The sequence below is a fragment of the Sphingobacterium sp. CZ-UAM genome (genome assembly GCF_002000245.1).
GTDB lineage: Bacteria > Bacteroidota > Bacteroidia > Sphingobacteriales > Sphingobacteriaceae > Sphingobacterium.
On sequence record NZ_MTCM01000005.1, the window covers coordinates 222,515 to 239,658 of the forward strand.

A 17,144-nucleotide genomic window follows, 5' to 3' on the forward strand; every position below is an offset into this window, starting at 1 on the left:
CCTTCAAGTTGGATTAATAACCGCACAACAGCGTTTTTTTTGTTACATCAACCCCGACTCCTTCGCTTTTTTTCTTTTAATTTTTAGGGAAGGCATATTAAGATCAAATGGTGACCAACTTTACCCTTACGACAGTACTTGTTCAGTGTTTGTTCAGTGCTTGCTCAGTAATTACTCAGTGCGAGCTGAATAATTAATGAGTAATTACTGTCTAAAAATTGATTGAAAATTGTGCTTAGGGATAAGTTGGTATTAGGATGTTTCCGTTTTAATGTTTATCTTAATTATCTATTTTCTAATCAGACCGTTATGGCAATAATAAAAAATGGCGTTAATGGAACTGTTTCCGGGAAAGCGGGTTCCGTTGTGTTTGTGTTGACGAAAACAGGAAATTATGTACGCGCTCTCCCTCGGGTTAAAAAACGGGACCCCAGTCCTGAACAGCTGCTCAATAGAACCCGCTTCAAAATTGTGAGGTCACATATTAGTCTATTAAATCCGATCATCAAGATAGGTTTTAAGGCATATAGCTACCCAAAGCGGGCATATGATGGTGCGATGTCTTATAATCTGAACGAAGCACTTATCCAGAAAGAAGACGATTTTACGGTTGACTGGCAGAAATTTATGATTGCCAAAGGAAGCCCCAACCCCATCACTTCCTACACGATGGATTTCGATCAAGAAAACCGAGCGCTACGGGTTACTTGGGAATATGATGCCTATCTGGAGAAAAAGTTTGACACCAGGTTTTATGATTCCTTCTTAGTCCTGTATAATGCAGCGGGTAATGGGGTTGAATATCCACTTTTGACGAACGACTCAAAAAACAGCTTAACAGCTGGCAAACAAGACATTATTATTTCAAAACATGGAAAGGAAGCTACTTACGAAGTGTATATATTTTTTGTAGAGAGCTATGGTGGGCGGAATACAGACAGTCTGCACCTGGGCAGCGTAAAGGTTTGACCACAGCTTTTGCTAGCAGAACCATACAGCTGTGCTATAATAAAACGAAAAAAGCCATCCAGATCTGGATGGCTTTCTTAAAAAACCTTTGTACAAAAGCTTATTTGATGATATCACGTAAACCTAGCGCTTTGATGATCGCACGGTAACGGTTAATATCAGTTTTGTAAAGATAAGCCAATAATGAACGACGTTTACCTACCAACATTTGTAGGGCACGTTGTGTACCGAAATCTTTTCTGTTCTTTTTCAAATGCTCTGTTAAGTGAGCAATTCTCTTAGTGAATAAAGCAACCTGACCTTCTGTAGATCCAGTGTTTGTCGCTGATCCAGCAAATTCTGCGAAGATTTCAGCTTTGTACTCTTTACTTAAATACATCTCTTGAATAATATTAAAGCGTTAAAAAATTTATTAATTGCGTGCAAAGGTAGCATTTTTTTTTGGATCAGCAAATGTTCCTTCCTAACGTCTTCACTTTCACTATACTTTTACATAGATTTTTTTCTTGTCCAACCAGTAACAGATGACCCACATGAGCGCCAAAAAACACAGGGAATAAACAAAAGAGCCTAGTTCGGGGATTCCGGGAACTTTGGCACAGACGTATTTATAAAACCAGCCAAAAGCGTCGATATATTTTTGAGTTCCGTCTTCCGCCAATCCGTCCGGGATCCGGAATAAACCCAAAAAGCGCGGTAAAATTCCACTCAGTACAAATATAAATAAAGGGTTTTTGCCGAACACATCAAAAAATTGAGTCAATTTATTTTTAACCCCTTGCACCTCAATAAACCAAATCATACCAGCGATTGTCATTGTCGCAAGTCCGGTTGTGTAAAGCACGTAGGAACTTGTCCAGATTTTCTTATTGATCGGAAAGCCCAGCGCCCAGATCCATGCCAAAACAAGAAGGATAAAACCAGTTACAAACATACCCGATAATAGCTTAAAATGAGGCTCGTTTGAAGCCGGTACCTTGGACCATAACCAGTCCACCTGCCCTTGTTTCTTGATAAATACCCCTACCAGATAACCAAATACAACCTGTACCACCGCTGGTAAGGTACTCATTAGCCCCTCGGGGTCAAATGGAACTCCTTCGCCCTTATAGATATGTGGCACGCCCAAAAGAGCGATATCATATTTTGTTCCAAACCATCCTTCTAAGCTATATGGATCTGTTCCTCCGGCCAGGGCACAGACAGCCCAATACAGTAATAATATGATGGTAGAAATCCAGATAATTGCCTTCTCTTTAAAGTAATAAGCTAATATGGAGGCAAAACAATAAGCAATCGCGATACGTTGTAGGACTCCGAGGATACGGATACCCCGACTTGGATCATTTGGGTCTACCCATTGTTTAAAAACCAGTTCTGCTCCCTGCCATTTAATAAATGGCCACCAGTTGATAAAGAGGCCAATTGCAAAAATCAGGACAGTACGTTTAAGTACTTTTTTCCAGAAGACCGCCGGACCGGCCTCCTGCAATCGCGGAATGACAAAGGACATCGCGTTTCCGACAGCAAATAGAAAAAATGGGAAAACCAAGTCCGTTGGAGAGCATCCATGCCAGGCTGCATGTTTTAGCGGGGCAAACATATGCGCCCATGTGCCCGGATTATTGACCATAATCATCAGAGCAACAGTAGCCCCGCGAAATACATCCAAGGAATAATAACGTTGTTTCATCATAAATTAAGTGATTAGCTAGTAAATATAGGCATTTTGACTTCATTTTTATGCCAAATCAAATCAATCACTGCACAAACAGGAAGCTTTTAGCAAAAAAACAGTATAAAAATAAGGGCTAACAAAATTCCTTTTTAAAATTATTTAAAAAGTTGTTAAAACTTACCTAAAATACTTATCTTTAGCTAACAATTATGACCAATTCCTTTTATTAGGTAATTAAACAATGAAAGCTGACATTTTACGATTATTATATTATAATAAGACACAATCCATTGCGGATCTCTCTAAATCTCTTTCAAAAAGTACGCCCATAGTCACAAAGACAATTAATGAACTTGTGAAACAAGAACTTATTCTTGATCATGGCCTGGGGGAATCAACAGGCGGTCGGCGTGCCGCCCAATATGGACTCAATAGTAACCTTTCATACTATATCGTCAGTGTCGCTATAGATCAATATTATAGCTCCTTTACCATTTCCAATTTAGCGCACACTATTGTTGCACAACAGAAAGATATCGCCATCAACTTAAAAGAACAGGATGCCGGGGAACGGATCCTCCATGCACTTGAAACGATTCTTCATGAAAGTCAGATTGACAAACAACATATTATTGGTGTGGGAATCAGTATGCCCGGATTTGTTAATCCGGAAGAGAAAATAAATGACTCTTATCCCCAAAATTCTTCCCTCCACCATCTCTATAAACAAATTGAAGAAAAATTACAGTTAGCCACAGTTATTGACAATGATTCCCGATGTGTTGCTTGGGCGGAAAAGGAATTTGGCCATGGGGTGGATATCGCGCATACCCTTGTCATCAATTTAAACTGGGGTGTTGGACTTGGAATTATCATAAACGGTGAAATCTTTAAAGGTGCAACAGGTTTTGCAGGTGAGTTTAGCCACATTCCCTTGTCCGATAAAACCACCTTGTGCTCATGTGGCAAGAGAGGCTGTTTGGAAGTCGAAGCATCCTTAAATGCCGCCATACAAAATACCGAATCAGATATCCAAAATGGTGAATATTCGATTTACTCCACCTTTGCTAAAATAAATACAAATAAAGCGGATACATTAATTGAAGCAGCGAAGTTGGGTGATCAAATTGCGATTAATAACCTTGGAAAAATTGGCTACATGCTCGGAAAAGGTATTTCAACCCTACTGCATATCCTCAATCCGAACAAAATAATCATTAGCGGACGTGGAGCGGAAGTGGGTGATATTATCGCCCCACAGATCCAGGTCGCAATCAACGAGTTTAGCATTCCCAAAATCGCAAAAATGACCAAAATAGAAATTTCTGAACTTCACAGAGACGCACAGCAAATGGGGACCGCCGCCTTAGTGGCGGAACATCTGATCGATAATATTATCCATTAGTTAGGAAAACTGCTATTCACATATACAGCTACACTGATTATCAGATTAATATCAATCCAGCTACAACTCACCCTGTAGCTTGCTATCTCGATCGAGCATCGTCTGATAAAAGATTGTACGAGGATGTTTAGATTTAAAATCAAATCATCCAGCGTCAAAAGTACCATCAACAAAATAAGGGTCTATACAGGTTCCTAAAAAACGCTCCAATTATGAGAGCGTTTTTTATTTACAGGTCAACAAAATAAAATATAACCAGTTCTAAAGGCTACTTTTTAAAAAAAAATAAAAAGGTATTTCCACTTAACACAAATATAACATATCTTTAGCGATCACTAAATGGGAAAACACTAACGCATCCCCACATAACAGCATGGAATTGAAGGAGAAAATCCTTGTATATCTTTACTATTTAAAGGAGCTGTCTATTGCTGGACTTTCTAAAAGCCTGGCAAAAAGCACGCCTATTGTTACAAAAGCAATTAATGAGCTATTAGAACAACATGTTATTGTAGACAAAGGTTTGGCCGCCTCCACCGGAGGCAGAAGGGCAGCGTTATATGCTTTAAATGATCATGCTGACCAACTCATTATTAGTGTGTCCGTAGACCAGTTCTATACATCCATTCATCTGAGCAACCTGAAACAGGAAGTTTTAGCTGAAACAGTGGATATCAGGCTCGACCTAAGAGACGAATCTACTGGAAATGATATAGTTGAGCACATCAGAAAGTTTATTAATGCTCATAAATTAAAAAGCAGCAAAATTATAGGAATAGGAATCAGCATGCCGGGCTTTGTCAACGCCAGCCTTGGAGTCAATGATTCATTTGCCGATAACAATCCACTTCATCATCTTAAGCACAACATTGAAAAGAAGCTGAATATACCCACAATAATTGATAATGATTCCCACTGTGTTGCCTGGGCTGAAAAAGAATTCGGAAGTGGCGTAGACAGCACACATACGCTGGTCATTAATCTGAATTGGGGAGTAGGCTTGGGAATTATCATTAATGGTGAAATTTTTACCGGCGCTACGGGTTTTGCTGGCGAGTTTAGTCACATTCCGCTCTCTAACACCAACAGTTTATGTTCCTGTGGAAAAAGGGGCTGTCTTGAAGTGGAGGCATCTTTAAAATCCGCAATAGAGCAAACAGAATTGGCAATCCAACAGGGAGAGTATTCCATCTATAGCACGCTTATAAAAACCATGAGCAACAAAAATAATGCCCTCATCGAGGCCGCAAAAATAGGAGACCAATTGGTTATCTATAATATTGGGAAGATCGGTTTTATGATCGGGAAAGGGATATCGACCTTGCTTCACATCCTCAATCCAAATAAGGTTGTTATCAGTGGCCGAGGAGCGGAGATTGGACATATTTTAGGCCCACAAATCCAAAACGCTATCAATGAATTCAGTATTCCCAGAATAGCCAAAATGACTGAAATAGAAATTTCAGGGCTACATAAAACTGCACAACAAAAAGGGACAGCTGCATTAGTTGTCGAACATTATATCAATCGCATTTTAACGAATTAAACTCTTTACTTAATTACCTAAAAAATGAGTCTATTTTACAAAAAAGCAGCGGGGTTAGCATTGGGCACAATATTTAGTGCTTCAGCCCTCTATGCGCAACAAACAATTACAGGTAAGGTATCCGATGACAAAGGGCCTATTTCAGGAGCCACTGTAGCAGTCAAAGGAACTACAAAAGCGACACAGACAAACGCCAGTGGATCATTTAGCATTGATGCAGCTCCAGGTGAAACCATCCGTGTATCAATCGTCGGATACAAAGCCCAAGAAATCGTGGTTGGTTCAACTAAAACGATTAATGTTACATTAATCTCAGATGCCTCAACATTAGGAGAGGTCGTCGTGACAGCCATGGGTATAAAAAGGGAGAAGAAAACATTGGGTTATTCTTTTCAGGAAGTTAAATCCGAACAATTGACAGATGCCAAAGAAACTAATGTTGCGAATGCATTGGTCGGTAAAGTTTCCGGACTTCAGGTAATAAAAGGTTCGGCAGGTCCAGCATCTTCGACGAAGATCACACTTCGTGGTAACAACTCACTTACAGGAGATAATCAACCATTAATCATCGTTGACGGTGTGCCGATGAACAATTTCCTTGGTGGTATGAAAGGAAATGGTGATAAAAATAACGATATGTGGAACCCCGCTACGGATATGGGTGGTGGTTTAGGTGACATCAACCCAGATGATATCGAAAGCATGTCTGTACTTAAAGGCGGTGCAGCATCCGCATTATACGGATCAAGAGCTGGTAATGGTGCCATCGTGATCACGACCAAATCAGGTAAAGCTCAAAAAGGCGCAGGTATCACTTACTCTTCAACAATCGGTCTTGAAACGATCTTCATGACACCGAATCTGCAAAATAGCTATGGACAAGGAAAAGACGGTGTTTATAATCCAATAAGTACAACGAGCTGGGGCGATAAAGTAAGCAAGGTATATGACAATATTGGCGCATACTTCAATACGGGGGTTAATCATACACAAAACCTTGCTTTTCAACAACAGCTGGGCGAGACCAACATCTATTCTTCCGCAACTTATTTAAATGACCAAAGCAAGATTCCTGGTTCTTCCTTAGAAAGAATCAATTTGATGACTAAGGTTACCTCATCATTTGGCCCTGATAAACGCTGGACCACTGATGTCAAGGTGCAGTACATGAATATGAACGCCAAAAACAGACCTATCTCTGGCCAAAATAATTCGAATGTGTATAGCACATTGTTTACCATGCCTCGTTCCATGAATATCCTTGATTTCAAAAATCCATTGAATGCAGTCGGTGATATGGCTTGGTATGGAACAAGTGAGAATAAAACGATGAACCCTTATTGGTTGGAAAAATACCGTCTGAACAATGATATTCGTGATCGTTTTATCATGAATGGTAATATCAAATACAAATTCAATGACTGGTTAGATGCGGAAGCAAGATTTGGCCGTGATCAGTATACAACCAATTATGAAAACAAAACGTATGGTGGTAGCCCATTGATTACAGGTGGTAGTTATGGCGTGGGTAAAAACACATTCTTTGAAAATAACTTCACTGTTGCGTTAAACGCCCGTAAAGATAATTTAATCGGAAAATGGGGTGGATCTGCTTCCGTATTCGGACAAATTATGAAGACAAGATCAACTGGGATAGATGCAAGTACAGGCGAACTACAAGTACCAAATCTGTTTTACATCAATAACAGTAAGTCATTCCCAACAATTGAACAAAGTTTGTTACAAAAACAAATCAACTCACTGTATGCCACAGCTGAGATCAATTATGATAATTATTTATTCTTTAACGTGACCGGAAGAAATGACTGGTCATCTGCTTTAGGACTAGACAATAGATCATTCTTCTACCCTTCAGTAAGTGGGTCGTGGGTAATTTCGGATATGATTAACAAAACGGGAGGTTCATTACCGAGCTGGTTATCATTTGCGAAATTAAGAGGGTCTTATGCTGAAGTTGGTAATGATCTTCCATCCTTCCAATTGTACAATGTTTATAACATCGGAAAAGATCCAAATGGGAACACGACTGCTGGAATGGGAAATACCAAATATAGCCCGAGCATTCTGAGCGAACTTATCAAAACCATCGAGTTTGGTTTCGACACCCGTTTATTCAACAGCCGATTAGGTTTGGATTTTGCCTGGTATAAAACCAACGCGACCAACCAGCTGATCGATCTTCCAATGAACCCTTACAGTGGTTATGAATATGAAAAAATCAATGCCGGAAATATCCAAAACTCGGGTTTTGAAATCGTATTGGACGGAAGAATATTGACAAATAAAGATCAGTTAACATGGAATTCCAGCCTGAATTTTTCAAGAAACAGAAATAAGATCATCAGTCTTGCCGAAGGGGTAGATATGTATCCGTTGGGCTCTTATGACAATGTTTCGATCCGTGCCCTTGAAGGTGGATTGTACGGCGATATTTATGGCACCAAATTCTTAAGAGTTGAGGATCCGAACAGCGAATTTAACGGTCAATTGATCTTAAACGGCAGCGGATTACCACAGGCGGCAAGCGGTCTTCACAAACTTGGAAACCAAGCTCCTAAAGCATTGGTAGGCTGGAACAATAATTTTGCTTACAAAAACTTTGGTTTAAGCTTCCAGGTAGACGGAAGATTTGGCGGTGAATTTTTCTCTGGAACAAATCTCAATCTACAGGCAAATGGTAGTGCTGCAGTCACAGCTCCAAATGGCGAACGCAATCCATTTGTAGTAGATGGCGTGATTGCCTCCAATGGATCTTACACAAAAAATACCGTGCAAACCACGCAACAATTATATTGGACGCAAGTGACTTCCACGTCAGGAAACTATGGTATTACGGAACAAAACGTATATGATGCCACCAATATCCGTTTGAGAAATGTGACATTAAGTTATAATTTTCCAAAAAGCATTCTTGGAAACAGCATCGTACAACGTGCCAAAGTCAGCTTGACAGGAAATAATCTTTGGATGATTAAAAGCTATGCCAATGGTGTAGATCCAGAATCTGTATTTGCGATCAACTCCAATGCGACAGGCTTTGAGAACTTCTCTACACCAACATCCAGATCTTTCTTCCTTAATGTCACTTTAGGCTTCTAATCAACAAAAACGATAAATCATGAAAAATATCATATCAAAAATAGGTTTCGCAGTTCTTTTGGGAGGAGTAATCAGCTCATGCTCTAAATTCGATGAGATGAACGTCAATCCCTATAAAGCTAACGACGAACAAGTCAAAATCGAATTCTTTTTTAACAACTCACTTACTGGCGCACAACAAGATCCCAATATCGCTGAGCGTATCTTTGTGCTCGACTGGAAAACAACCGGAAGACAGCATATGACCAATGGTCTTGCAACGGGGACAGTAAATGATGATTGGTCCAAAGAATATTATAGATATTCAGCTGAATGGATCAAAAATGCGACTAAAGGAATTGAGATTGCCACCAATGAAATCAATGCCGGTACAGCAAAAGAATATACCAATAATTTACTACAGATTTCACGTATCTGGAGAGCATACCTGATCAGTGAGGTAACCGATAATTTTGGCCCTACTCCTATAGCTTTCGCAGAAGGCGTTAACCCAAAATACAGTTCAGTCAAAGATGTTTACTACTATCTTTTCGAGGAACTTAAAGATGCGACTTCCAAAATAAAACCCGGCATAAAGGTTCCTGACGATGTTGTCAAGTTTGACCGTGCGTATGGTTTTAATGACGAGAAGTGGATCAAATATGCCAACTCAATGCGGATGCGTCTGGCGATGCGCCTATCTGAGGTTGATGCAAACAAAGCAAAATCTGAATTCGAGGCTGCTGTTGCTACTAATAAGTACATCAGCAATACGGCGGACAATTTCACAGTTGCAGAGAAAGACGGTTGGGATCCATTGACTGGCGTTATGAGCCGCAGCTGGAATTATCAGGCACTTTCAGCTACATTAAACAACCTTTATCTTGGGTTGGGGGGTATTCAAACAGAAAAGCAGGTTGCTGATGAGTTGAAATCTTCGATCAAAGCCGAAAACTACATTGGTAAGCGCTACAGTAACCATTTTACCAGTATGACCAATGATCCTTCCGCAGGTTATTGGCTGGATGGTCTGCCAAATAAAATTGACCCTCGTGCGTTGAAGGCCTTCTTTATTCCGGGAGATTTTAACAACCGCAACTTCTTCGACAATGGTGACGACTCTAAAAAAACTGTAGACACCTTAGTAAATGGCAGTACGAAAATTGCTGTCAATACCAAATATACCTGGAATGCATTTTCATTAGGTGACTGGGCAGCAAAAGGAACAAATAACCGGTTGAGAAGCACATTGGTGGGTAAAGTTCCGGCGCTTGCAGTTCAGTTCAGAAGAAGTACAAATAGCCGTATTTTCTTTGCCAACTGGGAGACCTATTTCCTATTAGCCGAAGCATCGCTAAAAGGATGGATGACAAGGACATCTGCGCAGGAAGCCTATGAGAATGGTGTCAGAGCCAATTTCGATTACTGGGGCGTAGGTCAGTTTGCTTCCGAATACCTAAGCTCGACTGATTATAACAGAGTAGGTACTTCGGTTAGTTTCACACATATAGCAGAACCAGGTGATGCACATACCATGGATTACATTGATGGCTATACCAATGCTGCCGGTACAGTAAGCATTAAATATCCTGTCAATTCACTTTACAAAAATGGTACAGTACGCAATGATTTATTGACGAAGATCATTACTCAAAAATTCATTGCCAATTTACCTTGGTTACCATTGGAATCCTGGAATGATCAAAGAAGATTGGGTTTACCTTTCTATGAAAATCCTGCAATTGAAAATGCTTTACCAAACTTGCCTGATCTTACATCAGCAAACTTTATGACAAGCAGCATCAGATTCTTTCCACAACGATTAGCATTCCCATCGTCATTTAGGGATACTGATCCTGCTGAATACCAAAATGCGGTATCATTATTAGGTGGTGTGGATAAAGTATTGACTCCACTGTGGTGGGCAAAACAGAAATAAGTTTTTTCACCCAATGAATTATAATTAAGCCGGCTTATAGCCGGCTTTTTTGTTTATCAAGCAACGAAAACCTTTTCGTATAGTTTTTGTTACAATCCTTCTGTTTAAAGCCTCCTCAAAACAATAAAGAACAGGGTTTTTAGCTATAAAAACCGTTAAGTTCAAAATTCTTTTTAAAAATTTTAAAAAGAATTTTGAACTTAACATAAATAGTATATATCTTTAACATATCAAGCTTATAGAAAACCGAGGGATTCGGTATTTTTTAAGCATATACTATGAAAAACCAGATTGGCTTAAATTGATTAAAATGTAAGTCATTATTAAACTTAAGAGAACACAATACTACGAACACAATTTAACCAAATATGATCGTCGAGATTTTAAGAATGTTGTATTACAAGCCAATGCAACCGATTGCAGATATTGCAAATTCTTTGCGCCGAAGCATTCCATCTGTTACCAAACAGATGAATGACCTCATGACTAAAAATGTCATCGTAGAGAAAGGTTATGCCGCATCTACGGGTGGAAGAAAGGCTATACAATATATGCTCAATGAAGAGTTGAAGCACAGTATTATCAGCATTGCCATCGATCAATTTTACACGTCCATATCTTTAACTAACCTGAAAGCCGAAATAATTTCTTCCAAAAACAATATTCCAATTGATCTTAGTGACAGAAAAGCGACCGATGCCATATTAGAAGCTCTAAACATTTTCATTAACAGTAACCAGATCGATCTAAAACAGGTGATTGGTATTGGCGTCAGCATGCCCGGTTTCGTCGATACGGATACAGGTCTCAACGAATCTTATAACGAAGATTCCTCCTTATACAATATTAGAGAGTTGATAGAAAAGAAATTTCATCTTCCAACGATTATCGACAATGATTCACGTTGTGTTGCCTGGGCGGAGAAAAAATTTGGCAGTGCTCAGGATTCGTCTCATTCATTGGTGATCAATCTAAATTGGGGTGTAGGGTTAGGAATTTTAATAAACGATGATATATTCAAAGGCACATCAGGCTATGCTGGCGAATTTAGCCATATTCCACTTTCAGAAACGCTGACTTTATGTTCCTGTGGTAAAAGAGGCTGTTTAGAAGTCGAAGCATCCATTAGTGCTGCGGTCCGGAATATCGAACGGGATATAAAAAATGGGGAGTATTCAATTTATGAAAAACTTGCTGGGGAATATGTCAACAAAATCGAGGCATTAATAGAAGCTGTGCAAATCGGCGACCAGGTAGCAATTAATAATATCGGAAAAATAGGGTATCTACTCGGTAAAGGAATATCAACATTAATTCACATTCTAAATCCGAGCAAAATTATCATCAGTGGTAGAGGCGCCGAAATCGGGCATATTTTAGCTCCTCACATCCAAGTAGCAATAAACGAATACAGCATTCCCAAAATAGCCAAAAAGACAACATTAAGTATTTCCAGTCTACACAAAAAGGCACAACAGATTGGAACAACGGCCTTAGTCATAGAAAAATACATTACCAACATAATTAACTAACGTTTTTACACAAACACCTAAAACATGAGTCTATTTTACAAAAAAACTGCAGGATTGGCGTTATGTACACTTTTCAGTGCTACATCACTCTTCGCGCAGCAAAGCATTTCTGGAATAGTTTCAGATGCTAATGGACCTATCTCTGGTGCTACCGTTTCTGTAAAGGGAACAACTAGAGGTACGCAAACAGGCGCCAATGGGTCATTTACAATCCAAGCCGCACAAGGCGAAACCCTACGCATATCCATGGTCGGATATAAGTCTCAAGAGATTGTAGTTGGATCAACAAAAACAATTAACATTAAACTGACTGAAGATGCCTCCAATCTAGAGGAGGTAGTGGTAACAGCCATGGGGATTAAAAGAGCTCCCAAAGAGCTGGGTTATGCCATGAGCACCGTTGACTCGAAAGAGCTAACAAAAACTGGTTCTCCAAACTTTGCGGGGGCATTGTATGGTAAAGCACCAGGTGTTCGTATCTCGGCTGCACCGGGCGGCGCTACTTCGGGTATAAATATTAACGTCCGTGGTATAAACTCTATTACCGGGAACTCTCAGCCATTAGTTATTATCGACGGGGTACCGATGCGCCAAAATAACTTTAACAACTCTGACTATTGGGGAGATCAGCGTGCAAGGGGAAATGGTTTGGAGGATTTAAATCCAGAGGACATTGAATCCATCTCTGTACTGAAGGGAGCATCTGCTGCTGCACTGTATGGTTCTGAAGCGATGAATGGTGTTGTATTGGTTACAACGAAATCAGGAAAAGGCGGCAAAGGATTTTCTATTGACTTCAATGCTAATTACACGCATGATCAGGTGGCTTATCTACCAAGATTTCAAAACGTACGGGGTCCTGGTTATAGCAAAGCTTATTCAGAGGGAGGACAGGCAGACGACATGTTTTTCTACTATGGAGCTGACCGTGCAGTTGATGGAGTAAATAGAGGTGTTTTGCAAGCTACTGTAAATTTTGGACCCAAATTTGACGGTTTACCTACCGTTACTTGGGATGGAAAAGTTAGACCTTATGAGGCTCAAAATTCCTATTCAAAGTTGTTCAACAATCCAACGAACACATCTTTTAACTTTGCTCTAGGCCATACAACCGAAAATTCAAATGTGCGTTTTTCACTAACACGTCAGGATAACGAAATGACAGCATTTGATTCTTACAACAAAAAAAACGTTGCCAATTTAAATTCAACCTTTAAGTTATGGAATAAGCTAACAACAGATGTAGTCGTAAACTATATAAACCAACATACCCATAATCGTCCCTTTATGACCGACCGGTTGATCAACAATTTCACCGGGATGATTTCAACCTTTGATAATCCAGATTGGTATCTAGATAGATATCAAACCAGCTTGGGCTATAAATATGCCGTCAACTCTGATCAAAGTCTGACTCCAAATGAAAATATAAGACACAATGGTTATAAAACAGATATCTTAGATTATTTTTGGAACACAAAAGCAAAAAAGAATGATGAATATTCAAATCGGTTAATTGGTTCGTTTACGAATACCTATCAAATCACAGATGATTTATCGTTCCGCGCAAGGGTTTCTGCCGATTTGACTTCTACTAGAATTGAGGATAAAAGTCCGCTGAGATTTCCATTAGTGTTTGGATTTGATAGGGAGTCAGGCTATTCCTACAAAAGCCAAAACCAAAATATCTATTACGGGGATTTATTAGCTTCATATAATAAAAAAGTAACATCTGACATTAAATTAGGGGCAAATATAGGTTATACAGCAACCAAATATCAAGACCTTGCTTCAACAGCATCAACGCTAAATGGATTATCTGTACGTGATTGGTATGACATCAAAGCATCGGTCGACCTTCCATCAGGTAGCCAATCTAGACGCTGGTCTCTGCGTGATGCCCTTTTCGGAACATTAAATTTTAATTATAAAGATTATTGGTTCGTAGAAGGTACATTACGAAGAGAGCGTATTTCTCAAATGCATCCTGATAATAATGTCTTATATTATCCTTCTGTCAATTCTAGTTTAATCTTATCTGAGGCTTTTAAACTTCCGGAATTTTTTAACTATGCAAAACTAAGGGGATCGTGGGGTATAGTAGGTAACTATCCAGACATATTTAAAAGTGCGATTGCTGTCGGTCAAACCCCTCTTGGAAATCAAGGATATGGTTCGGTTATCTATACCCAAGTTCCAACCTCTAGTTTCGGAAATGAACTTATTAAACCTGAGACCAAACATGAAATTGAGTTTGGTTTAGAGGCGAGAATGTTAAAGGGCAGACTCGGAGTAGATCTTACTTATTATAATGGCCAGATCAGAGATCAAATCTTAGATTTCTCCTTGCCAATGACAACAGGTGCAAGTTCCATTCTAGCCAATGTGGGTACACTTAGAAATAAAGGCTGGGAATTTGCGATAAATGGGGTGCCGGTACAAACCGAATCGTTTAGATGGAATTCCACTTTAAATTTCGCTTTCAATAGAAATAAAGTAGAAAAATTAGCCGGAGGAGCATCTGTATTAGAACACCGATTTATTGACGGCGACGCAGCTAAAATTATCTCCGAAGTCGGTCAACCGCTAGGTAATATTTACGCTCGTCCTTTAGCTACAGATGAACAAGGAAGAAACATTGTCAATGATAATGGTATCTATGCCCTAGACAATACAACCTACAAAAAGGTAGGTAATGCGATGCCAAAAATGACAGGTGGATTTATCAACTCTTTTAGCTATAAAAATTTCACATTGGATGCCCTTATTGACTTCCGTTGGGGAGGCCACATTATGCCAACAGGGATAAATTGGATGAAAAGTAGAGGTTTGTTAGAAGAAACATTGGAAGGTATGGATGCTGAACATGGAGGATTAAGCTACTACATAGTGAATGATAAAGGTATCGCAACGAATGCCAGCACAGGCCCCAATGGAGAAACAGTCTACCACGATGGGATGCTAATGGATGGAGTACTACTTGATGGTACTAAAAACACAAACATTATTTCTCAAGCGACCTATTTTAATTCAACATACAATTGGGGTGGACCCCAGTATGCAAGCGATTCACGCTATGAATTGTATGTAGAAAAAAATAACTACATCAAAATGCGTGAACTTTCCTTAGCTTATCGGTTACCGAATGAAATAGCCCGTAAATTGAGAGCTAAGAACTTGAGTCTATCAGCTTTTGGAAGGAATTTATTCTTTATTTACAGAACCGCGAAACACTTAGATCCTGAACAAATGACAGGAGGATCACACTGGTCGCAACAAATTACAAATGCTGGTTCAGGTCCAGCAACAAGAACTTATGGTTTAATGTTACGTGCAAGTTTTTAGAATTATGAAAATCAACAAATACTTTATAGTTGCTGGTCTATGCACCGCGAGTATAACATCAATAATATCCTGTAAAAAGTCATCATTTGATGAATTTTATAGAGATCCAAGCAAGATAAAAGAAGTATCTGCAGATAAACAACTTACAGGTATTACTTATGCATTTCGAGAACTGGTTGTACCGAGCTATTGGAATTATTTCGTCATCATGCGGTCTACCACTATTCGTTATGTTCAAGCAACTGGATGGGCAAATGAAAGCAACCAATTAATACCTGGAGGAGCATCCATTCAAGATAGATGGAATAATTACTATGCTGGATTAGCTCAATTCCGAGAGTTTGAAAAAGTATATAACAAATTACCGGAAGCCGAAAAAACTCAGATGCGTATCTTCTATATTGCGGCAAAAATTTTCTTCTACGATCAGACTCAACAGATAATAGATCTACATGGTGATATCCCTTGGTCACAAGCAGGTATGCTTAGCACAAATAACGGAGACTACACAACTTCATATGCTAAATATGACAAAGCGGAGGACATTTATAAAACAATGCTGGATGACTTAAAAACTATCAGCACTGAATTAATCAATTTTCCAACCTTATCAACTGGAATAGCATCCTCATTTAAAATACAAGATTTAATTAATAATGGCGATGTAACTTTATGGAGAAAATATTGTAATTCCCTTCGTTTACGTATGTTGACCCGTGTAAGTGCTGCCCCTAACTTCTCTACAAGAGCAAATCAGGAACTTGGTGAAATTATCAATAATCAATCCAACTATCCGTTAACATTGACCAATGCGGACAACATTGACATTGACATTTTTAATTCCGGAACTGATATCAATGCAAAGGGATTCAGAGAGGGGCTAGAAAGCTGGAACGCCAATATTGCCGGGAAAGTAATGATTGATCATATGCTAGACAAAGCAGATCCAAGATTACCTTTTATATTTGAACCCGGAGAAGGCGCAGGTGGGAAATTTATAGGTTTGGATCAATCATTACCTAGCTCACAGCAACAAACTTTAATTGCTGGTACAACTGCAAATCCAAGTAAAATAGCAATCTATAATCGTTCTACGTACTCAAGGAACGAATTTTTTCCAGGACTCATCATCACGGCCTCGGAAATCAATTACTTACTTGCGGAATATTACAATAAGAATGGAAATAATACAGCAGCCAAAGCAGCTTTTGAGCAAGGTATAAAACAATCCATTGCATTATTCCCTGCAATCAGAGCTCTAAGTACGGATAACACTTCAACAGCTGCAGCTAACCCTACAGATGCTCAAATCAATGCTTATATTACTAATATCGGTTGGGGGAGCAATAATCTTCAGTTAATCGCCACACAAAAATGGTTGCATTTTAATGTCATACAACCAATGCAATCCTGGGCTGAAGTAAGAAGATTAAATTATCCGGTATTTACATTTAGAACTGAAGTATCTGACAAACAAAAGACTGTCCCAGCAAGATGGAATATTCCTGCAACTGAGGTCAATCTAAATGGAACGAACTATGAAGCTGTAAAAGCTAATGATAACTTAGATACTAAACTCTTCTGGGACGTTAACTAAACCAGATTCTACATCTACCAAACAGAAAGCCACT

Annotated in this window: 10 protein-coding genes; 8 read left to right on the forward strand and 2 right to left on the reverse strand. The window is 39.2% G+C overall.

What is annotated here, in order from left to right; translation table 11 throughout:
- Nucleotides 1–309: 309 nt before the first annotated feature.
- The gene (locus BWD42_RS18670; RefSeq protein WP_077437929.1) at nt 310–969 is read left to right on the forward strand and encodes a DUF6266 family protein; all 660 of its coding nucleotides are present in this window, start codon (nt 310–312) and stop codon (nt 967–969) included.
- A gap of 100 nt (nt 970–1,069) precedes the next feature.
- Here the strand turns inward: BWD42_RS18670 and rpsO are convergent, their stop codons facing one another.
- Nucleotides 1,070–1,348 carry a 30S ribosomal protein S15 gene (gene rpsO, locus BWD42_RS18675; RefSeq protein ID WP_077437930.1) on the reverse strand — a complete coding sequence of 93 codons (279 nt, stop codon included), beginning with the start codon at nt 1,346–1,348 and terminating at the stop codon, nt 1,070–1,072.
- 102 nt (nt 1,349–1,450) lie between these two features.
- Nucleotides 1,451–2,665, reverse strand: coding sequence for an acyltransferase family protein (locus BWD42_RS18680; protein ID WP_254846276.1), 1,215 nt, complete (start codon nt 2,663–2,665; stop codon nt 1,451–1,453).
- Nucleotides 2,666–2,888: 223 nt separating this feature from the next.
- On the opposite strand from BWD42_RS18680, the gene BWD42_RS18685 reads away from it, so the two are divergent.
- From BWD42_RS18685 to BWD42_RS18715, 7 genes are all read left to right on the forward strand, one after another.
- The gene (locus BWD42_RS18685) at nt 2,889–4,052 is read left to right on the forward strand and encodes an ROK family transcriptional regulator (protein ID WP_077437932.1); all 1,164 of its coding nucleotides are present in this window, start codon (nt 2,889–2,891) and stop codon (nt 4,050–4,052) included.
- A gap of 379 nt (nt 4,053–4,431) precedes the next feature.
- Complete coding sequence (locus BWD42_RS18690; protein WP_175992092.1) at nt 4,432–5,598, forward strand: ROK family protein; 1,167 nt, start codon at nt 4,432–4,434, stop codon at nt 5,596–5,598.
- 24 nt (nt 5,599–5,622) lie between these two features.
- Nucleotides 5,623–8,718, forward strand: a complete 3,096-nt coding sequence (locus BWD42_RS18695; RefSeq protein WP_077437934.1) for a SusC/RagA family TonB-linked outer membrane protein — start codon at nt 5,623–5,625, stop codon at nt 8,716–8,718.
- Nucleotides 8,719–8,737: 19 nt separating this feature from the next.
- Nucleotides 8,738–10,636: a SusD/RagB family nutrient-binding outer membrane lipoprotein gene (locus BWD42_RS18700; RefSeq protein WP_139351211.1), complete on the forward strand. Its 1,899-nt coding sequence runs from the start codon at nt 8,738–8,740 to the stop codon at nt 10,634–10,636.
- A 368-nt stretch (nt 10,637–11,004) separates the two neighbouring features.
- Nucleotides 11,005–12,168, forward strand: coding sequence for an ROK family protein (locus BWD42_RS18705; RefSeq protein WP_077437936.1), 1,164 nt, complete (start codon nt 11,005–11,007; stop codon nt 12,166–12,168).
- A gap of 24 nt (nt 12,169–12,192) precedes the next feature.
- The gene (locus tag BWD42_RS18710) at nt 12,193–15,513 is read left to right on the forward strand and encodes a SusC/RagA family TonB-linked outer membrane protein (RefSeq protein WP_077437937.1); all 3,321 of its coding nucleotides are present in this window, start codon (nt 12,193–12,195) and stop codon (nt 15,511–15,513) included.
- A 4-nt stretch (nt 15,514–15,517) separates the two neighbouring features.
- Nucleotides 15,518–17,110: a SusD/RagB family nutrient-binding outer membrane lipoprotein gene (locus BWD42_RS18715; protein WP_139351212.1), complete on the forward strand. Its 1,593-nt coding sequence runs from the start codon at nt 15,518–15,520 to the stop codon at nt 17,108–17,110.
- Nucleotides 17,111–17,144 lie beyond the last annotated feature (34 nt).